We start from the raw sequence: 20484 nt of genomic DNA on the forward strand, positions 1-20484 counted from the left end.
GGAGAATTAACTTGGAAAGGAAATAGAGAAAATGATATTACGCTAATAAAATTCAGTATTTAAGCAGAAAGTATTTAATTAAAATTAATTTATTTTTGTGACTTTAAAATTAATTATGAAAAAATTATTTTTTCCATTTATCTTATTTTCGATTGTTTCCTGTAGTAGTGATGATGAGGTTCAGAATTCCGGCAATAAAGCTTCAATTATCGGAGAATGGTACATTGAAAAATCTGAGATATATCGATCGTCAAATCAACAGATTCAGATTTCTTTCTCAACCGATTGCCAAAAAATGAGCACACATGAATTTACTTCTTCACACGTTTTCTCGATTTCTTATGCCCAAAACAATAATACATGCGAAAAAACAGATTCTGTAGCAAGGAAATACACATTCGATAAAGGAAATGGTAAATTCTGGTTTGAAGGTGAGGAAAATTATCCTTATTTCGTGACTCAGCTTACTTTAACCGATATGGTTATGGAAGACCGGACTCAGGATTTTGACGGAGACGGTACCAAGGATATACTAAGACGTTTTTATAAAAAAATCAATTAAAATAAAAAACTCCTTTCAAATCGAAAGGAGTTTATTTTTATGTAAAAATTATTATTTTGTTAAATCTAAACCACCAAAATTCCCCGAACTCATCATCAGGAAAACACCATTGGTTTTATCTAAAGTTTCCCAGTATGCGTGAAGTTCTTCAGCATTGGTAAATACTTTTAGATTTTCATTTTTAAATTTTTCTTTGATCAGATCTGGTGAAATCGGATCCATTCTTTTGATTTTTAAAGCATCTTCGGAATAGAAAACAATTGCTTCCTCCAATCCGTCCATAGCGTGGTCATATTGCTCTAAAAATACAGGATTTAAGCTTGAATAGGTATGAAGTTCAAGAAAACCATATTTTTTCTCATTTTTAAATTGCTCACAGAAAGCTTTTACAGCAGCTTTTACCTTGCTTGGCGCGTGTGCAAAGTCTTTGTAAAGCGTTCCTTTATCTTCTCTTTCTACTTTTTCAAGACGTTTTGAAGCTCCTTTGAAACTCATAATCGCATCATAGAAATCTTCATCCATAATTCCCAAAGTGTGGCAGATATGTCTTGCTCCTTCAAGGTTTAATAGATTGTGCGCTCCAAAAACAGAAAGCGGAATATCTCCCATTTCGGTTTTTAAATACACTTTTCCGTTGTTGATCTCGTATTCAGGCGTTTTGTAAGGTATTTTTCTGAAATAATTTTCAGCTGCTTCTACTACTTTTACAACCTCTGCATCTTCTTCATTATACACTAAAACTCCACCCGGAGTAATGCTTGCAACAAATCTTCTGAACTGCTCGATATAATCATCAAATGTTTTGAAAACATTGATATGATCCCATGCAATTCCGCTCATTAAAGCGATATTGGGCTGATAGAGTAAAAATTTTGAACGTAAATCGATAGGAGAGGAAAGGTATTCATCACCTTCCAATACCATAAAATCATTATCCTGAGTCAGTTTTACCATACAGTCGAAACCTTCCAATTGCGCTCCCACCATGTAATCAACATCTTTCTGATGAAAATTTAAAACATGAAGAATCATTGAAGTAATTGTCGTTTTCCCGTGAGAACCTGCAATAACAACTCTGGTTTTGGTTTTAGACTGTTCGTAAAGAAACTCCGGATACGAGTATATTTTTAAACCCAGTTCTTTCGCTTTTGCCAATTCAGGATTGTCCTGATGAGCGTGCATTCCAAGAATTACGGCATCAATATCAGACGTTACTTTTTCCGGAAACCATCCCAATTCCTGAGGAAGAATTCCTTTCTTCTCAAGCCTTGATCTTGATGGTTCAAAAATAGCATCATCTGAACCTGTCACCTGATATCCTTTGTCTTTTAACGCAATAGCAAGATTATGCATGGCACTTCCGCCGATAGCAATGAAATGGGTCTTCAATTTATTTACTGTTTTTTAACATTGTTATTAATGATCTCCTGGAAAGCATTTAAAATGTTGTTCCAGTTTGTTTTATAATTCGGCATTACCAGACTTGCATCTGTTTTACTGCCTTCATTAGGACCTTTTTTAACATTGATAGAAGTCGTTACATTGTCGTATAATTTTTTACGGTCTTCCTGTATTCTTCTAAAATTGTTTTGAGAAAGAATGTTATCTAACTTTTTTAGATCCTCGTTGGTGATTTTAAAATCTTGTTTAATCTTTTTTCCCTGTCCCTCAAAAGAGTAATGCGCATTGTTTTCTTTGATAAGCAGATTCTCATAAATCGGGGCAAAACCGCCGCTTTTAGAATAACTTATGTCAAAATCCGAATATACTTTTTGGCTGTTACATGAAACTAATACTATGATTGCGAATAAGATCCCTATTATTCTTTTCATATTTAATCTACTTTAATTATCTGAGTCCTTTTGTTCTAATTTTTTAGCTTTAAGTTCTTCATCATAATTGTGTAGTACATTGAAATCTTCTGTCTGCTCAATGGCAGTCATTATTTTCAACAAAATTTCCGGTGCTTTTTCGTTATCGTAATCGATATCGAGAGGTGCTTTAAACTCCATGGTAGGTTTTACGCCTGTTACCTTTACGCGGAGACCTTTTTTATCAAACGCTCTTCGGAATCCGTTAATTTTAATAGGAATCACGATAGGACGCTGATTTTTAATCAGTTTTGCCGTACCTCTTCTTCCTTGCGCAAAAGCGGATGTAGTACCTTGAGGGAAAGTAGCTACCCAGCCGTTGTCTAAGGCTTTCATAATATTATCAACCTCTGTAAGATCTACCATTCTGTTGACATTCTGGCCTTCAGCTCTCCAGGTTCTTTTTACGGTTACAGCGCCTGCAATTTTAAAAATTTTTGGAAGAATACCTTTATTCATGGTTTCTTCGGCGGCGACGTAGTAAAAATCGATCTTTGGATTAAGCAGATAGATCGGATTTTTTATAGTGTCTAAATATCCGTTGTTTACAGCACAGAAAGCGTGATACATTGCTGCCACGTCTGCGAAATAAGTCTGATGGTTACATACAAAAAGCACATTGGAATCCGGAAGATCCACAAGGTGTTCTGTACCAGTAATTTTTAGTTTATTAAAGCCATTGAATCTTCTGTAAGAGACAATTCCTAAAATAAAAATGATAAACCTTTTTAGAAAATAAGGAGTTCCGAATGCATCGGTGAAAATATTTTTCTTCGCCATCTCTTAATTAAACACAGTCGTGCAAAGTTACATTTTTTTCAACAATTGGCTGAATTCACTTAATATCATTGCTGTAGCTCCCCAGATGATGTATCCGTTGAAATTGATGACCGGGACTTCATGTCCTCCCGCGCTTGGTAAAGCCATTATTTCAGGCTTATCGGGAAGATTTAGGAAAGAAGTGATGGGGAATTCAATGGTTTCTACCACCTCGGTATGTTGTAAAATAAATTCCGGATCTTTTTTGGTATAAGAGATATACGGATAAACGTAGAAATTACTTGGCGGAATGTAGATGGGAGACATTTCTCGTATGATTCTTACATAATGTTTTTCAATGCCTATTTCTTCAGAAGTTTCGCGAACGGCTGTTTCTGCAAAATCTTTGTCCATTTCCTCGCGTTTTCCGCCTGGTAAGGATATTTGTCCGCTATGTCTGTCTCTTTCGTTCTCGGTTCTTAATATTAATGGAAAATACCACTCATCGTCTTTAATATACAAAATAATATTTACGGCAGCGAATTTTGGATTCTTGGCTAATACTTCATCATATGTAAAAACAGGACGTGAAGGAGGTGAAAAAACACCATGAGCATGTTCTCCGGGTAGTTCAACACTTTTTATTTTTCGTAATAAATCTTTTCCAAAATTTTCCATAGCTCAAATTTAGCAATATATACTGAAGAAAAGAAGAGGCAAAAATGTTAATTAATGATAAAAGGACGAAAAAACAGGTAATTAATAATTGGTAATGAGTAATAATTTCAAATGAAACAATCCCCGTATTTCTACGTAATTACTTATGGTGATGGTCAATAAACTGTAAACGGTTACAAAGAGTACTGTAATTAGTGATTTTGAAAATTTGCCCTTTTATAGTGGTTCGTCCGATTACTTTAGAATCTACCTTTGTCTGACTATTAACCAATTAATTTTATTAAAATGAAAAACTTTATAACAGGTGTGTTTACACTAATGGCCATGGGTTTTACTTTTGCACAGGCAAATGTTGATGTAACAACTCAAACCGGAAACTGGAACGTTGCTACCGTAAACCAAACAGGTTTAGTAAATATGAATACTCTGAATCAGGATGGTAATCGTAATACGGCCGATATAGATCAGGTTGGAGCCTTCAATACCAATACAGCAGAAAGTATCGGAAACAGAAACTCAATAGACGTAGATCAACTGGGACTTGGAAACTCAAATGAAGTGAGCCAAACAGGAAACAGAAACTCTGCTACAACATGGCAGGTAGGTTTAATGAACACTACGGAACAAACTCAGGTAGGAAGAAGGAATGAAGCTTCTTCAATTCAGTTGGGTAACGATAACTTTGCTTATCAACTTCAGAGTGGCAGAAGAAACGAGGCTTCTTCTACTCAGCTTGGAGATGACAACACAACTCTTCAAGTACAGTTAGGCAGAAGAAATGAAGCTACTGGAGTACAGGTTGGAGACGGAAATATTCTTATACAATACCAAGATGGAAATGATAACGTTGCAATGCATGGCCAAGTAGGTGATGATAACGTTGCAGTTTCTGTTCAAGAAGGTAGCGATAACACAGCAATGGGATTACAATGGGGTTCTGATAACCAATTGTATCAACAACAGGATGGAGATAACAATACAGCTATCGATCTTCAAATGGGAGACAACAACTTCGCTTCAATAAGCCAAAGTGGTGATTCTAACATCCATTTAGGAGCTCAGGTAGGAAATAATAATACAATCATGGTTAATCAATCAAATTAAGGAAAGTACATTACAAAATCTTAATCAACATGGGAGAGGCTGCGGCTTCTCCTTTTTTTTGTTTAAAAATTTTCAATGATTTTAAAACGTAACCATAAACCGTGATTTTTCAACTGTAACGGATAGGTGTGTTTTATAGAACGCTGTAATCCAGTAACTTTAATAAAAATTAATACCATGTTTAAATTGGGGTGGAGTGTATTCGCACTTCTCATTTTCTTGTCTGTGAAGTCACAGCAGATCGATTGGGATCGCATAGACAGCAATACTGTTCTTAACGTTATTGCCGGGCAGAATCCTGATCAGATGATGTCTTATTCCAATATCATTCAGATGGGGGATGCTAATAATGCTGAGCTTTTTCTTAATGCCAAAACCAATATTTCTGTCAAACAATTGGGAGATTACAACAGTCTTTATTTTAATAATTCATTTACTGATACTGAAACCAAGACAGCTATTACAACGCAGGGAAACAACAATATTATTGATGTTACAGGAAGCAACAGTATTTCAGATGGCCTTCAGATACAGGTGAAAGGAGATAATAAAACGATTTTCATGAGAAACTATTAAAAACCGAATGATGAAAAAATTTTATTCTTTGATTTTGTGTTCTTTTATTTTCCTGTCTGTTTCGATAAGCGGACAGGAAGATAAAAAAATCAATGCAAAAATTGAGAGTAAAATAATGGAGGGGCAAATCAATCTAAAAGGTGTAGTTACCAATTCTACTACAATCTATAAAGAACTTAATTATCTTTTGGTTTCCATTAAAAAAGGAAGTGGCGGAAACCTTTCAAACAATCAGCAAAGCGGAAAATTTTCTATTAATCCGAATGAAACCAAAGTATTATCTGAGATTAATGTTAATCTTGAAAAAAAAGATGCTTTAAAAGTTTTTCTTTATATAAAAGATGAAGAAACTCAAAAATTAGTAGCCAAAGACAGCCTTGAGCTTAATAATGATTCATTTAAAAAGAAAGTGAGTAAAGTAGAAGAAGATGTTGTTTTTGAATTAAAAGGGTTAACGATCGATGAAACCAAAAGCAAAGTAGGAAAAGATTTTTATGATTTTTTTTACCTTCAATACAGTCAGCTTCCTGATAAAAGCAATTCTGCCATCACGATCTCCGAACTTCCCGGTCGTGGAACCAACGGACAAATCAATATCGAAATTGATGATAAAGTAGTCTACAGTTTTATGACTAATCCAAGTGAAGATTATCTTAAAGAGCAATTAACTAACAGTTTAAAATACATAAAAGAATTTAATGCAAAGAAAAACCTTATAAAAAATGAATTTATATACTAAAAACGTCCGCCATGAAAACTTTAATACTTATTTTGACCTTTTTTGCAGGGATTTTCCTCGGGAAGTCTCAGCAACTCGTCTACAAGCCGGTAAATCCTGCATTTGGGGGAGATACATTTAATTATCAATGGCTTTTAAGTTCAGCAAATGCCCAGAATCAATTTGATCAAAAAAATGATTACAGCGATTTGCTGGGAAATTTGAATTCTGTTGACAGTTTCAGTCAAAGTTTAAACCGACAGGTTTTGAGTGAATTGTCCAGAAAATTGTTTGAAGATCAGTTCGGAGACGGAAGTATTCAACCCGGAAATTATCTTTTTGGGTCTATGTACTTACAGGTTACAACTACCGCTCAAGGACTTTTAATAAATATTTTGGATACCAGCACTGGCGATCAGTCCGAGATCGTAATTCCAAAATAGAATAAAAAAAGTAATTAAAAAACCAAACTTACCATGAGAGCTTACACTTACACCAGAATTTTTTTCTGTGCCGTCATGTTGTGTGTCGTACAGGCGTGCAGCTCGTTATTCGGATTGCCGTCCAATCCCGAAAAATCTACGATGGGAGAGAATACTTCTTACACCGCAGAATTGAAAAATTTACCTTTGCCTAAAGAGAAAATTGTTATCGGTGTTTATAAATTCAGGGATCAGACAGGGCAGTACAAGCCTTCTGAAAACGGAAATAACTGGAGCACCGCCGTTCCACAGGGTACCACCACTATTTTAATTAAAGCTTTGGAAGACAGCAAATGGTTTATCCCGATCGAAAGGGAAAATATTGCCAATCTTTTGAACGAAAGACAGATCATCAGATCCACAAGACAGGAATATTTAAAAGATGCCGAAAAAAACAGCCAGGCTTTACCGCCACTTTTGTACGCCGGAATTCTTCTGGAGGGCGGAGTGATTTCCTATGACAGCAATATTATGACGGGAGGATTGGGCGCCAGATATTTCGGAATCGGAGCTTCAACTCAATACCGACAAGACAGAATTACGATTTATCTTCGAGCTGTTTCTACGTTGAATGGAGAAATTTTAAAAACAGTTTACACTTCAAAAACCATTCTTTCAACAAGCGTCAACGGAAGTTTTTTCAGATATATTGATACTGAAAGATTATTGGAAGCTGAGGTTGGAATGACACAAAACGAACCCGTTCAGCTTGCCGTATCTGAAGCCATCGAAAAATCGGTAAAATCTTTGATTGTTGAAGGCATCAGAGATAAAATATGGGGGAAAGCAGTTGATAATACAGTAGATTATCAAGCTTTAATCGATAATTATAACAGAGAACAGGATCAAAACCAAAACAGAGCCATCGGAAATAAGTTTCCGGATAACCAAAGAGGGAAATTTTCGGTTTTTGCTCAGGCTGAAGGTCAAAAAATTAAAGATGACTACATTAATCCTAAAATGAATATTGGCGGAAAATTAGGCTTTAAATATTTTATAAGTCCAAGTTTCAATGTTGAGGTTAACGGCAGTTATTTCACGTTGGAAAATCAAAATATTCTTAAAAGAAATTATTTCGTTCCCGAAGTTAATCTCGAATTTTTAGTTTTCCCCAAATATAAATTTACGCCCTACATCTATGGCGGTCTTGGAGCTATGTATTCTGAGTTTAAACCTAATTACAAAGGCCAGGCAGGAGGCGGATTAGAGTATCTGATTGATAAAAACGTTGCTGTAAGAGCTTCAGCGCAATATGATTTGGGTTTTAAAGATAATTGGGAAGGTTTGGTAAATGGTAAAAGGAAAGATCAGGCGATGCGATTTGCGTTGGGAATCAACTTTTACATTGGTAACAAATAAAAACATAAACTATGAAAACTTTAATACAATTAATCAGCATAATCATCTTTTCTGTTTGTTTATTTTCCTGTAACGAAGAACTTGTAGATCAGGCTCAGACAGGGGTTTTAAAAGGAAAAGTGGTGAAAAGAGGAACCAACGAACCTATTGCCAATGTGAAGATCTTCACAGCACCAACAACGCAGACCGTGTTCAGCGGAACAGATGGTTCTTTTGAAATAGCAAGTATGCCTGTGGGAAATTATTCTGTGAAAGCAGAATTGTCCGGTTATCTTACCAATTTTCAGGCAGTTAATGTGCAAAACCAGAATCAGGTCGTAACCGTAGTTTTTGAAATGGACGATGACGAATCATTAAATTCTCCACCCACAACACCTGTGTTGCTAAGTCCGGTAGACAACGCGGTGAACCAGCCTTTGAGTGTGGAATTGACATGGAACGCCACCGATCCCGATACGGCGGATGTTTTGAAATATAGTTTAACAATTAAAAATAATCTTGACACTAACGTGATTCAGGTTAATGATTTGACGGCGAAGCATTATTCGCTTTCAAATTTGAAGTTTGGTGTAAGTTACTTCTGGCAGGTGTCTGTTTCGGACGGCATTCACCAGCCAGTTTTAAGTTCAATCAGTAAATTTACCACCAACACCGTTCCGTCTAACCGTTATCATTATGTTCAGAAACAAAACGGAAATTTAGTGATTGTCTCAAGTGACGCTTCTGGAAATAATTTCCAATTTACCAATTCGTCCTACAACAGCTGGCGACCACGGAAAAATAATAATGCCGGATTAATAGCTTTTTTAAGGACAGAAGGCGGAAGCGCACATCTTTACACAGCAAATCCTGATGGTTCCAATTTATTTAAAGTAACATCAGTTCCTGTAGCGGGTTTTAATAATTTTGAAATGGATTTTTCATGGAGTACAAACGGGCAGGAGCTTATTTATTCAAACTTTAATAAATTATATAAAATTAATAAAGACGGAAGCGGACTGACGCTCATCTACACGACTCCCGACGGAAGCATGATCTCAGAATGCGACTGGAGCTATGACGGCAGTAAAATTGCCCTAAAAACCAATGATTTTAACGGGTATAATGTCAAAATTTATATTGTTGATATGGTCGGAAGTGTGGTGAAAACCATTCTTACCGGAGTTGCCGGAGCAGCCGGAGGACTGAATTTCTCCGTTGACGGACAATTGTTGCTTTACACAAAAGATGTTTCTGCCTATCAGGACGGAAGCGGAAATTACCGCCAGCTTGATTCGCGAATTTTCATCTATAATCTAACAACAAATACAACAATCGATATTTCTACCGAAAGCGATAAACCATTAGGAACAAACGATCTTGATCCTAGATTTTCGCCCAATAATGCACAAGTTATTTTCATGAATACTTCTAATGATAACGTTTCTCAGAAAAATGTTATGACTATTGATCTGAGCAGTTCTATGACAGATCTTGTAAGAACTGCTCTTTTCAGTAATGCTGAAATGCCGGACTATGAGTAACGACTAATGAATAGTGAATAGTGAATAGTGAATAGTGAATTTTGCTTCGCAAGTGAATGCTGAATTTTAAAAATTGACAATTCACTATTCACAATTATTGACTTGCGAAGCAAAATTCACCATTCACTTATTAATGCTTAGATTTTTTTCAAATATTAAAAAATTCCAAACCCCGTAAGGTTTGGAATTTCTGGTTAATTAGTTTTGGTTAATGATCAGTCGATCATATGATTTTCTAGTGCGTATTTTACGACTCCAACGGAGTTTTTTACGTTGAGTTTAAGGAGAATTCTTTTGCGGTGCGTTTCTACAGTATTGATACTGATGAAAAGTTTTTCGCAGATATCTTTACTGCTGAGTCCGTCGCAAATGAGTTTTAAAATTTCCATTTCGCGTCTTGTAAGAGGATCCTTGATGTGAAGTCTTTTCTGAGCCTGCTCACTGCTGATGAAATTAATCATTCTGTCTTTTGCGTGATCACAAATATAAATTTCGTTAAGCAGAAGAGCCTGGATAGATTTTATAAACTCATCATATCTGCTGTTTTTATCCAGGTAGCTTTTAATTCCTTTATTGAAAAGCTTTCTTATATCTATAATATCATAGCTGTTGCCAATAATGATAATTTTTATGTTTTTATTTTCTGAGGTTATGCTTTCTACAGATTTATAAAGTTCTGTAAGCGTAAGCATGTTTGAACTTATCATGAGAAACTCGGGTGGTTCCTTTTTTAATTGTATTGATAGTGCTTCGTAGCAATTGAATACATCAATAGTATTAAAAATCTTACTTTGAATCAATAATTTTGATAAACCTTCAGTATATAACACCGGCTCATCAAAAATGGTTAATCTGGGCTTCATCATGGTTAGTTTTGTTTATATAAAAATATAAAAAATTATTTACATTTTAAACAAAATAATCATAATATTGTTCTTTTTTTTAACGATACTTATAGTAAAATTTAATTTTATTGATTATTTGTTAAATAATTCTCTTTTGGTGGAGTTTTTGTTTGAAAATTTAGAGTTATTGTTAGGTAAATCTAATATTCATGGGTTTTTTGAAGTGTACAAAAAATATATTAAATTGATTTAACTAACACAATAGGGATATGTTTCACAGGGAAATTTACCGAGTTGGCAATAAAACAGAATTCATTTGCCTTATGATGAAGCTCTTTTGCCTTTTCAATCATCGATTCTTCTGTGATTATGACCGTCGGATTGAGCGTAACTTCTCTAAAATGTCCACTTCCGTTGGCTGTTTCTTCCATAATCCCGGTTGCGCTGTCGGTATAATCAATAACAATAATTCCGGCTTCCGAACAAAAGTGAAGATACCACAGCATATGGCAAGACGATAAAGACGATAGAAGCAGATCTTCAGGATTGTGTTTTGTCTTGTCTCCACGAAAAGCAGGATCTGAGGAAGCTTCAATAACAGCTTTGTTTTCTATGGAAATAGTATGGCTTCTTTCGTAATTTCTATAATTGCTGGTTCCGGTTCCTTTGTTGCCTGTCCATTGGATGGCGGTTTTGTAGTGGTGATCTTTGCTCATGATGTAAATTTATTTTGTATCAGCTTAAAAACAAAAAAGTATTTACTAAAATTAAGTAAATACTTTTATAAGATTAAATGAGATTTTTCAGGTGAAAAATTAATTCTTCATCAATTTTTTTACAACTGTTTTTCCATTCTCAAAATTGATTTTCGCAAAATAAATTCCTTTTAACAATTCTGAAACACCTGTATTGTTGTCTTTTAACGTTTTAACTATTTTTCCGTCTACAGAATAGATTTCTATTTTACTTACCTTTTCTTTTGATTTGTAAATTAAGTTTTGTTTAACAGGATTTTCGAAAGATATATCAATACTCGTTTTTGTAGCTTCAGCAGTTGATAATGTTGTAGTATTAAGTAAATATTTTACGATTGCTGCATTTCCATTTGAAATGATACTGTTGTTATTAACAACCATTTCTTCAACACTAACAAATGAACTGTCCGGATAATACCCAAAATCAGGAGCTATCGAACCACTTTGAGTGAGCTTTGTAAAAAAGGTAGGAGATTCGTCTGAACTATAAGGGATATAGGGATGGGATGATTGGTTTCCTCCAATGTAATAATATCCATCTTTTTCAATAATACTTTTTGCCAAAGCGTTAGGATATATTGTAGATAAGGCACAATTAAATGTATTGTCAAGAGTTCCATCTGGATTTAGTCTGAAAATTTCATTGCCTGTAGAATTTGATTTTGAAATAACAATCTTATTATTGCTGTCTATAATTGCAGTACCCAAAGGTTCAAAAATCAAATCCGATTGTAAAATGCCATTATTTCCGAAGCTCGTTACCGCCTGTCCATCGGGATTGAATTTTTTAATAATACCATTAGCATAGGCAGAGTTGATCTTGGTAATACAGACAAGATTAGATTGATTATCTAATAGTACAAGCGCTCCATAATAAAAATTTCCCTGAGTGGCTACAGAGCCGTTGTTTCCGAAAGAGGTATCAATACTTCCATCAGCATTGAATCTATATATAGTGCTAGCATCATAAACGATTATTTTTCCATTTTGTAGGATTAGCCCTACAGAACGACCATTTACATCACCACCAACGCCATTAGGTGTTGTCGAAATGCCATTGGTTCCGAAAGTGGTATCTGGCTGTCCGTTGGGAAGTATTCTATATACTATTCCTACACTAATAGAACCAGAAACTCCACCATTAGTGTTGCCATAACCAAAAACTACCAATTTTCCATCTGGTTGCATTTTTAATTGACATTGGTAGGTGTAATAAGGTAACTGAATTTTTCCATTGTTTCCAAAAGTTGAATCCAGAACTCCATTAGCTGTAAGTTTATATACAAATGTTTCGGTACTATTCGGGATTGAATAAGATGAATAAATATTTCCATCAGAATCTTGAGTCATAGTCCAGGCAAATGTATAATTGGCAACATTAGATACTCCGCCCGAACCGAAAGAAAAATCCTTAGAGATGATTTGTCCAAAAGCAGTCTGCACTGCGAGAAGCAGCACAAGAAATAAATTTTTTGTCATTGTGTATATGTGTTTTTAAGACCACAAATATAACAAAAAAACCTCCAGACAAGCCAGAGGTTTTAAAATTTTGTATTAATTAGAATATCCTATCAATTCTTCTTTTTTCGAATTGTAAATCTTGTATTCTAAATATTTAAAAGAATCCCTTGGGATGATGGTTACCCATTTTTTATACTTGATAAACCATTTCATCTGGATACTTTTAATACCTTTTGTAAGGTAAGCTTCCACGAAAGGGTGTACATGAAGGTAAAGTTTTCCTTTATCCTTTTGTATAATATTTCTGATGGTTTCTTCCAGTCTTTCCACAATAACGATCGGAGCAATGATTTCTCCGTCTTTATTTGGGTTGTCTTCTTTTGTTTCGATCTGTTTTTCCTGACGGTTTCTTTGTCTGGTAATCTGTATCAATCCAAATTTACTTGGAGGCAGGATCTTGTGGCGGGCTTTGTCGCGCATCATTTCTGCTTTCAGATGTTCAAATAGATCTCTTCTGTGATCGGGGTTTGGCATGTCTATAAAATCGATAACGATGATGCCTCCCATATCACGGAGACGCAATTGCCTTGCGATTTCTGTTGCTGCCATTTTGTTCACGTTCAGAGCGTGTTCTTTATTGGCTGCATTTCCGGTTGTGATGTTGTTTCCGGAATTTACGTCAACTACGTGTAGTGCTTCTGTGTGTTCTATCACAAGGTAAGCACCTTTTGAACTTGGAATATTTACGTGTTTTCCGAAGCTTTGTTTAAGCTGTTTTTCTACGTTATAATATTCGAGGAGAGGGATGTGTGAATCGTAAAACTGAACAATGTTTTTTCTTTCCGGAGCAATTACTTCTACATAATTTTTCATTTCTTCCACCATTTGCTCGTCATCACAGATGATGCTTACAAAATCTTGGTTGAAATTATCTCTCAGAATAGCCGAAGCTTTGTCATCTTCGCTTAAAACTTTAGACGGAACCTTGTTTTTCTGGATGTTTTTAAAAGTGCTTTCCCATTTCTGAATCAGCTGATTCATATCATTATGAAGGTCGGCCACTTTTTTTCCTTCTGCAACAGTTCTTATGATAACTCCAAAACCTTCTGGTTTGATGCTTTCAATTAAGGTTCTCAATCTTTCTTTTTCCTCATAGCTTTTGATCTTTTTGGAAATAGAAACTTTATTGTCGAAAGGTATTAAAACCAAAAAACGTCCCGTTAAAGAAACCTGAGTTGAAATTCTCGGTCCTTTAGTAGAAATAGGTTCTTTGGTAATTTGAAGCAGAACGAGATCGTCTTTAACGATCACTTTTTCTACTGTTCCGTTTTTGTCGATTTCGGGTTGTAGCTCGAAATTTTTTAAACTTGAAGCACTTTGCTTTTTAGAAATAGTATCTTTCAGAAACTTTCTGTAGGTAAGATACTGCGGTCCCAAGTCCTGATAATGCAGAAATGCGTCTTTATCGTAACCGATATTTACGAATGCTGCATTAAGGTTCGGAGCCAGCTTTTTTACTTTTCCTATAAACAAATCTCCAACTATAAAATCACTTTTGTCCTCTTCCTCATGAAGTTCGCATAGTCTTCCGTCTTCTAGCAGTGCGATCTTCGTAAAGTCGCCTTCATGCGAAACTATTAGTTCTTTCTTCATTTTGTTGTAAGATAAAATTATTAAGATGTTGTGAAATTGGTGTGGTTTTTATCGGGGTGATTAAGTTTTTAAATTTAGTAATAAAATTAAAACGACCCTACTTTATTGATAAAAATAAAAGTGACCACTCCTGATTTTGCACAAAATCTTATAGTTGTTGCAAAACAAAAATATAGTCGGTGAACTTTAAAAAAATAAAACCACCAACTATATTGTTATATTATAAATCTCGAAAAAAAGAGATTATTTTTTCTTGTGTCTGTTCGCTCTTCTTCTTTTCTTTCTCTTGTGAGTTGCAACCTTGTGTCTTTTTCTTTTCTTTCCGCTTGGCATAATTTTAATTTTTTAGTAACTAGTTAATATTCAGTTAATTTCTTATTTTACTGTAACTTTCGTTTTTACTTTCTCAACAAAAGATTTTGATGGTTTGAAAGCAGGAATGTTGTGAGCAGGGATTTCAATTGCAGTGTTCTTAGAAATGTTTCTTCCAGTTTTTGCTGCTCTTGTTTTAATGATAAAAGAACCAAAACCTCTTAGATAAACATTGTCCCCATTATACATAGAAGTCCTGATCTCCTGCATAAAAGCTTCTACAACTTTCTGTGTTTCATTCTTTTCTGTTCCCAACTTATTTGAGATGGTGTTTACCAATTCTGCCTTTGTCATTTCCTTTTTAAATTTTAAATTTTAGGTGTGCAAATTTAGTTAAAAAAATTGAATACTAGCAAATTAGTCGCGAATTATTTTTCGGTAAAAGGTTGAGATTTTAATGTTTACTATATATTATGTTTGCGTTAAGATAGTATTACATGCTGGAATTGTAGTATCCGTTTTCTACGCAGAAGCGTATGAGATGGAGTTTTGTTTTCAATCCGAGCTTTTCGGTAAGCCTGTTTATATAGGTATCGATTGTCCTTGTGCTGAGATTTAATTTTTCTCCTATTTCTTTGTTACTGAAGCCTTCATAACAGAATTTCATCAGCTGAATCTCGGTAGAAGAGAGTTCTCCCTGGCTCTTTTTCTGTCTGTCCATATACTCCTGAACGGCCAACGGCTGCTGTTCCCACTCTCTGGAATAAGCTTCGTAATCAAATGTATTGGATGCAATTTGGCCTTTCACAATATCTTTTATGACACTGCTTTTTTTCTGGCAATAAAAAGTATTTGGGATTTTTGAAAGGATTTCCGCCATATCTTCCTGATAAGTTCCGGAATAGGTGATAATCGGGGTCTCAGAATTGCTTTTTCTGATGTATTTTATGGCTTCGATTCCGCTTAATACCGGCATAAAAAGTTCAATAATGAACACGTCTTCCTGTCTTCTATAGATCCTGTTTACAAGCTCGTGGCCGTTGTTACAGTCATTGAGAAGCATGTAAAAAGGGTTTTCCATAAGCGTTTTGATCATTATTTTTTTAAAATAAAAATCACTGTCCGCTATAGAAAATCGTACGGTATTAGTTAATAGTTTACTCACTTTAATATCGATTTGGTGTAAGATATTTAAAATTTAGAGGCCTAATGTATGAAAAACTTATTAAAGTGAAAATTAATCTTAAATTAAATAACATAACAGCATTATTTAACTAAATAATTTAAATATTGTGCATAAAAATTTTTTTTTATATTTTCACTGGCCAAACAAATCACAAACATATGTCTTCGAATAGGGAGAAAAAATTAAACAAATCAGACGTTAGAATAGGCATTTGGAAGTTTGTTCTATCTTTTGTCGTCTTATCAGCCGTTTCTTTCACCAGTGTGTTTTTCTTTTTTAAAAGTTATGACATCCAAAGGGAAGGAATTAAAAAACAGGCAGACGATTACCGAGAATTACTTACCCGCAGCGACCTGCTGAGGACTCATGTAGACAGCATCTTATACCGTATGGATCAGCTTGATATAAGCAAGGTTGATAATGATATTTTCCTTAAAAATTATATCATGGACAATGTACGGGATGCCAAAAACATCATGGGAAAAGACAGTGCGAACAACTTTAAGCATTATTCAATTTTGATGAAACAGATAGAGCCGATGCTGGCTTTAAAGAATCAGATCGTGGGTATTTCTTATAAGGAACAGACTGCATTGAGGGACTTAAGCGAGTGTCGAGGCAAAGTCGGGATTGCAAATAATGAACTCAGATTAGACCCAACAAGGAAATTTACCGGAAGTAGAAGAAGAAAATAAACACAGAAACTATGCAGGGACAAATCACATTATCAAAAAAGGAAAGGCATTATCAGTTTATTTATTTATTATTAATGCTTTTCGCAGCAATCTTATTTTTAGGAATTATTTTTCTGAAAGGTTTTGAATCTCCATTTTCCGATGAAGACATTATTTCTGTTCAGAATCTGGAGCAGAAAGCGAAATTCGATCAACAGCAAAAAGCTACCCAAAGAGTCCTAGACAGTACATTTACGCAGATCAACAGACTTACCAATGAGGTTCCTCAGCCTTTTGAGGAAAATAACATCATGAACGGAATCAATGATGTAGCCAATTCATTTGAAAATGCGGATGTATTAGATATCAGAAAGGAAGCGTATCCTCAGATCGCAAAATTTTACAAAATGTTCTTCGACGATAAAAAAGTTATTTCAAGTAAAACTGAAAACATAAAGAATTTTGAAAAACAGTTTGAGGAATGCTCAATAGGTTTTAAAGAAAAGAAAAGCCAGCTTTTTCAGCGTGAAAATGCCTTAAAGGCAAGAAACCAATAATCAAAATTCAGAAAATTACAAAACACATCACAATTATTAAATATGAATTATTTTCAAAAAAACAAAAAGAACATTATCATTGGTGTTATTGCAACTTTGCTCATAGCAGCCTTGGTTGCCTTGTGGTTGCAGAAGAAAGTTATACACTCCGCCGATGACATTGTGGGAGTGGTGTATCCGTCTTCTCTCAAAGTAGGAGATACGCTTTTATTTGAAGATAAAACCCAGTTCGCAAAAACCAAAAGATGGAATTTTGGTGACGGTACAACTTCTGATAAAAGCACAGGGTTTCATTTTTACAATAAACCGGGATATTACTCGGTAACGCTTATTGTGGATAATAAATATTCCAAATCTTTCCCCGTAATGGTGTCTGCAAGAGGAATTCCGAAACCAAAAGATACAACAAAGGTAAAAACTTTGATCGATGCGCAATCTCAGGCCATGCAGTTTGAAAATGTTCAGTTCCGTGCGGTTTCTGATGCCAAACAATTCACTTGGAAATTCGGAGAAACAGGAAATATTGACTCCAAAGACAAACTGGCGATTTATTCTTACAAAAAACCGGGGGATTATGTCGTTACATTGTACACCGACGAAAGTGCTGAACCAATTTTGCATCAAATAAAAGTTCTTCCTGCCTATGACGCTTTGGAAGAAGAGGTAAGTGTAGAAGATGCTTATGCTAAAATTGATAACGATTTTAAGTATCATTTACAGCAGATCGCGAACGGAAACAGTTTCAACACGCATTACAATTATCTGTTGAGAACGTATCTGTGTAATAACGAAAATACAGTGGTAAAAGTAAACGACAGCAAAGTAAATAATTTTTACATGTATTGTGCGGGACTTCAGTTTGACAAAAACAATGTCATCCAGACTGTAAAAGTGAATTTTGATGATACGCAGAACTGTGTAACCAAAGTTGATATTAATCAAAGCAAATAATCGTCCTTTCGGGCGCACCAATCATAAAAGATAAATTAGGATGAGAAATAAACTTCCTCTAGCAGCATATTACATAGGAGTTTCTGTATTATTAACGAGTTGCCAGGTAAAACTGCCGTCGAAAAAAACTCCGGAGCCTTCACAATACGGACAGGTTGATAACTCACCGGTTGTCAATGGTTTTCCTAAAAAATCAGTGCCGTGGATCGCTATTTCAGACAGATCCAGAAATACTGCCTATCTTGATAAAAGTGATGAAAAATCATATAAAGAAGTTAAGTTTTTAGAGCCGTTAATGGTTCTGAAACACCGTGACGGAATGGTAAAAGTAGCAGAATATATTCCTGATGCTTTAATGAAAAAAGTTTCGTCTAAACAAATCAAAACCTACGGCTGGATCCCGGAATCTGATCTTCTTCTCTGGAGTAATTCTTTAAAAAGCGAAAAAACAGGTTTTCCTGTAAGAGTAGCAGTATTGCCGAGTAACAGTGATGTTATTAAAAGCTCGGAGAGATATTATAAGAATGATTCGATCATGGTATTTAATTCGCCAAGTCTGATCGAACAGGCAAATGTTAAGATCCCGAACGGGCAAGTTGTTTACATCTACAAACAGGCCGAAAACAACAAAAGATTTCTGGTTGGTAAAAGACCATCGGTTGATATGGATAGTATCAGCACGAGCCTGTATGGATGGGTGAGCTCAAATGTAATCTCGGCATGGGGCGAACGTTCTGCTGTGAAAATGAAAAATACAACAGGAGTTTCAGAAACTGCTTTAGGTTTGCATGAAGGTTCTCCGGGCGGAACCGATGTCGAGAACAGAACTGCCGTTCTTCTTACCGATGTCAACAAAAGAACGCCTCTTGAAAATATTTATCCGGTAACCTTGCCTTTAAATAATGCTCCGACGGCGGACTCTAAAACAAAGTATTTCACTAATGTTTTAGATTACAGTAAAAACTATGTTTTCAATGTTTTGGGCGAGCCGATTTACTTCGATCGTTACAGAGAAATTACAGAAAAAAATAAAAAAATCAATATTGTTTTTGCTTTAGACATCAGTGCTTCGAACGCGCCGTATGCTCCAATTGTAAAATCATTATTACAGGATCTTCAGCTTAGATTTGAAAAACCGTCTTACTTCAATAATGTGAAATATGGAGTTGTTTTGTTTAAAAATAATTCTTGTGGAGACAATGTAGCAGTATCAAATTTAAGTACAGATTACAGCAAGATTACAACATTCATCGACCAAAAAACGAATGAAATGAATTGCCCTAGCAATAGCGGTTATCAACCTGTAAATGAAGGTTTGATGGCAGCCGGAAATCTTCTTTCAAATGTTCCGGATGAGACGAATATTGTTATCACTGTCGGAACTTCTGCCAATCAGGGCGGAAATATGTACGGAGTGATCAATTCCCTTACTCAGGCTCAGGCTAGATTAATTATGTTCCAGACAAGCGCAAGATCATCAGATACTTATAATGATTTTGTGTTGCTTTCCGAAAGTGTTGTCACCAACACTGCTAAAAATATTGCTGAACTTAAAAAACAGAAGATCATCAATCAGAATGATGTTTTAACGAAGAATAATTTCAGTCTTGTAGAAGGAGATGAAGGTTTTTTTTCATTAAATTATCCAAAACAGAGTATGTCTCAAGGTTTCGTTATTTTCCCGAAAAAAGGGGATATCGCAACGCCGGGCTATCTTAAAAAATCTGTTGACAGTTTAATCGCTCAGGTTACTTTAGATAATGAAACTTTAGATAAATCATTAAATGATTATTTCCACTCTTCAGTTGGAGCCGGAAGAACCGATGTTGATCTAAAATATAAATATCTTTATCCGGGACTTACAAATCCGGTTCCTGCAGGAATTGCAGCTCAGTTGATCAATTACGGAAGTCCGTTTTTAGTGAAAGGTTTCATTCCAAAAGAATTAAAAGAGTTTAAGCCAGGCCTTGAAAAAGGTATTTTGATCTCCGAAACGGAATATGATAACTTAAAAGCTTTCTACACCGAGGTTTATCTTAAAACAGGCGCTGAAAGAGCAGATTTCAATCAGTCAAGTGCAATTAATGAATATATCAGGTTGCTGAAAAAGTATAATCCTACCAATAAATTTTTGGATAAAAGTGATTTATATGAACAGCCAATGTCTTATGCAGTGGGCGTAAGTACCGGTTTTGACAATTCTGAAGAAGAATTGATGTCAAAATACAAGCTCAAAGGCTGGAAAAAATCTAAGATCATTACCAATGAAACGGCAAGAACCTACTTCCGTCATTATAAAGATCTGGCAGACAGAATGCTTACGCACAGAAATAATCCGGCGGTAAAAATTCAACAGAACGGACAAACATTTTATTGGTTAAATGAGTACTTTATGCCAACCATGATGCCGGTTGAAGAACCTGAATATACTAAACATTAATAACGTATAATATTGAAA

21 protein-coding genes are annotated in these 20484 nt (G+C 35.0%); 11 read left to right on the forward strand and 10 right to left on the reverse strand.

Annotated elements, in window-relative coordinates; genetic code table 11:
* Positions 1-115: 115 nt before the first annotated feature.
* Positions 116-562 (forward strand): lipocalin family protein, encoded by a 447-nt coding sequence (locus BT156_RS09840; protein ID WP_072409637.1) that lies wholly within the window; start codon positions 116-118, stop codon positions 560-562.
* Positions 563-613: 51 nt separating this feature from the next.
* On the opposite strand, the gene BT156_RS09845 is transcribed toward BT156_RS09840, so the two are convergent.
* From BT156_RS09845 to BT156_RS09860, 4 genes are read right to left on the reverse strand one after another with little or no spacing between them, the layout of a single operon-like run.
* Positions 614-1951 carry a UDP-N-acetylmuramate--L-alanine ligase gene (locus BT156_RS09845; protein WP_072409639.1) on the reverse strand — a complete coding sequence of 446 codons (1338 nt, stop codon included), beginning with the start codon at positions 1949-1951 and terminating at the stop codon, positions 614-616.
* A 5-nt stretch (positions 1952-1956) separates the two neighbouring features.
* The gene (locus BT156_RS09850) at positions 1957-2394 is read right to left on the reverse strand and encodes a hypothetical protein (RefSeq protein WP_072409641.1); all 438 of its coding nucleotides are present in this window, start codon (positions 2392-2394) and stop codon (positions 1957-1959) included.
* Positions 2395-2406: 12 nt separating this feature from the next.
* The gene (locus BT156_RS09855; protein WP_072409643.1) at positions 2407-3213 is read right to left on the reverse strand and encodes a lysophospholipid acyltransferase family protein; all 807 of its coding nucleotides are present in this window, start codon (positions 3211-3213) and stop codon (positions 2407-2409) included.
* A gap of 27 nt (positions 3214-3240) precedes the next feature.
* Positions 3241-3870 carry an NUDIX hydrolase gene (locus BT156_RS09860; RefSeq protein WP_072409645.1) on the reverse strand — a complete coding sequence of 210 codons (630 nt, stop codon included), beginning with the start codon at positions 3868-3870 and terminating at the stop codon, positions 3241-3243.
* Between the two features lie 285 nt (positions 3871-4155).
* Here BT156_RS09860 and BT156_RS09865 point away from each other — a divergent pair, with 285 nt between their 5' ends.
* The 6 genes from BT156_RS09865 to BT156_RS09890 all read left to right on the forward strand — a co-directional run bounded on the left by BT156_RS09865 (position 4156) and on the right by BT156_RS09890 (position 9632).
* Positions 4156-4974 (forward strand): hypothetical protein, encoded by an 819-nt coding sequence (locus BT156_RS09865; RefSeq protein ID WP_072409647.1) that lies wholly within the window; start codon positions 4156-4158, stop codon positions 4972-4974.
* Positions 4975-5151: 177 nt separating this feature from the next.
* Positions 5152-5550: a hypothetical protein gene (locus BT156_RS09870; RefSeq protein WP_072409649.1), complete on the forward strand. Its 399-nt coding sequence runs from the start codon at positions 5152-5154 to the stop codon at positions 5548-5550.
* A 7-nt stretch (positions 5551-5557) separates the two neighbouring features.
* A complete protein-coding gene (locus tag BT156_RS09875; protein ID WP_228430073.1) occupies positions 5558-6289 on the forward strand; it encodes a curli production assembly/transport protein CsgE in 732 nt (243 codons plus the stop codon).
* An 11-nt stretch (positions 6290-6300) separates the two neighbouring features.
* Positions 6301-6711 carry a curli assembly protein CsgF gene (locus tag BT156_RS09880; RefSeq protein WP_072409652.1) on the forward strand — a complete coding sequence of 137 codons (411 nt, stop codon included), beginning with the start codon at positions 6301-6303 and terminating at the stop codon, positions 6709-6711.
* A gap of 33 nt (positions 6712-6744) precedes the next feature.
* On the forward strand, positions 6745-8109 hold the full coding sequence (locus tag BT156_RS09885; RefSeq protein WP_072409653.1) for a CsgG/HfaB family protein: 1365 nt from the start codon (positions 6745-6747) through the stop codon (positions 8107-8109).
* Positions 8110-8120: 11 nt separating this feature from the next.
* The gene (locus BT156_RS09890) at positions 8121-9632 is read left to right on the forward strand and encodes a carboxypeptidase-like regulatory domain-containing protein (protein WP_072409654.1); all 1512 of its coding nucleotides are present in this window, start codon (positions 8121-8123) and stop codon (positions 9630-9632) included.
* A gap of 215 nt (positions 9633-9847) precedes the next feature.
* Here the strand turns inward: BT156_RS09890 and BT156_RS09895 are convergent, their stop codons facing one another.
* The 6 genes from BT156_RS09895 to BT156_RS09920 form a co-directional block, all read right to left on the reverse strand.
* Positions 9848-10498, reverse strand: a complete 651-nt coding sequence (locus tag BT156_RS09895) for a response regulator transcription factor (RefSeq protein ID WP_228430076.1) — start codon at positions 10496-10498, stop codon at positions 9848-9850.
* Between the two features lie 218 nt (positions 10499-10716).
* Positions 10717-11193, reverse strand: coding sequence for an OsmC family protein (locus BT156_RS09900; protein WP_072409655.1), 477 nt, complete (start codon positions 11191-11193; stop codon positions 10717-10719).
* A gap of 99 nt (positions 11194-11292) precedes the next feature.
* Positions 11293-12711 carry a T9SS type A sorting domain-containing protein gene (locus BT156_RS09905; RefSeq protein ID WP_072409656.1) on the reverse strand — a complete coding sequence of 473 codons (1419 nt, stop codon included), beginning with the start codon at positions 12709-12711 and terminating at the stop codon, positions 11293-11295.
* Positions 12712-12786: 75 nt separating this feature from the next.
* Entirely contained in the window at positions 12787-14346 is a 1560-nt protein-coding gene (locus BT156_RS09910) for an Rne/Rng family ribonuclease (protein ID WP_072409657.1), read from the reverse strand.
* Positions 14347-14721: 375 nt separating this feature from the next.
* Positions 14722-15012, reverse strand: coding sequence for an HU family DNA-binding protein (locus BT156_RS09915; protein ID WP_027388329.1), 291 nt, complete (start codon positions 15010-15012; stop codon positions 14722-14724).
* 139 nt (positions 15013-15151) lie between these two features.
* Positions 15152-15739 (reverse strand): response regulator transcription factor, encoded by a 588-nt coding sequence (locus tag BT156_RS09920; protein WP_262484304.1) that lies wholly within the window; start codon positions 15737-15739, stop codon positions 15152-15154.
* A gap of 263 nt (positions 15740-16002) precedes the next feature.
* Between BT156_RS09920 and tssO the strand changes: the two genes are divergently transcribed.
* The 4 genes from tssO to tssR are packed head-to-tail and all read left to right on the forward strand — an operon-like array spanning position 16003 to position 20466.
* Positions 16003-16539, forward strand: coding sequence for a type VI secretion system TssO (tssO, locus tag BT156_RS09925; RefSeq protein WP_072409659.1), 537 nt, complete (start codon positions 16003-16005; stop codon positions 16537-16539).
* Positions 16540-16550: 11 nt separating this feature from the next.
* On the forward strand, positions 16551-17075 hold the full coding sequence (locus BT156_RS09930) for a type VI secretion system transmembrane protein TssO (RefSeq protein ID WP_072409660.1): 525 nt from the start codon (positions 16551-16553) through the stop codon (positions 17073-17075).
* A gap of 42 nt (positions 17076-17117) precedes the next feature.
* Positions 17118-18026, forward strand: coding sequence for a PKD domain-containing protein (locus BT156_RS09935; protein ID WP_072409661.1), 909 nt, complete (start codon positions 17118-17120; stop codon positions 18024-18026).
* A gap of 40 nt (positions 18027-18066) precedes the next feature.
* Complete coding sequence (gene tssR / locus BT156_RS09940; RefSeq protein ID WP_072409663.1) at positions 18067-20466, forward strand: type VI secretion system protein TssR domain-containing protein; 2400 nt, start codon at positions 18067-18069, stop codon at positions 20464-20466.
* The last annotated feature ends 18 nt before the right edge of the window (positions 20467-20484 follow it).

Origin of the sequence: Chryseobacterium limigenitum, from assembly GCF_900114875.1 — a bacterium.
Taxonomy (GTDB): domain Bacteria; phylum Bacteroidota; class Bacteroidia; order Flavobacteriales; family Weeksellaceae; genus Chryseobacterium; species Chryseobacterium limigenitum.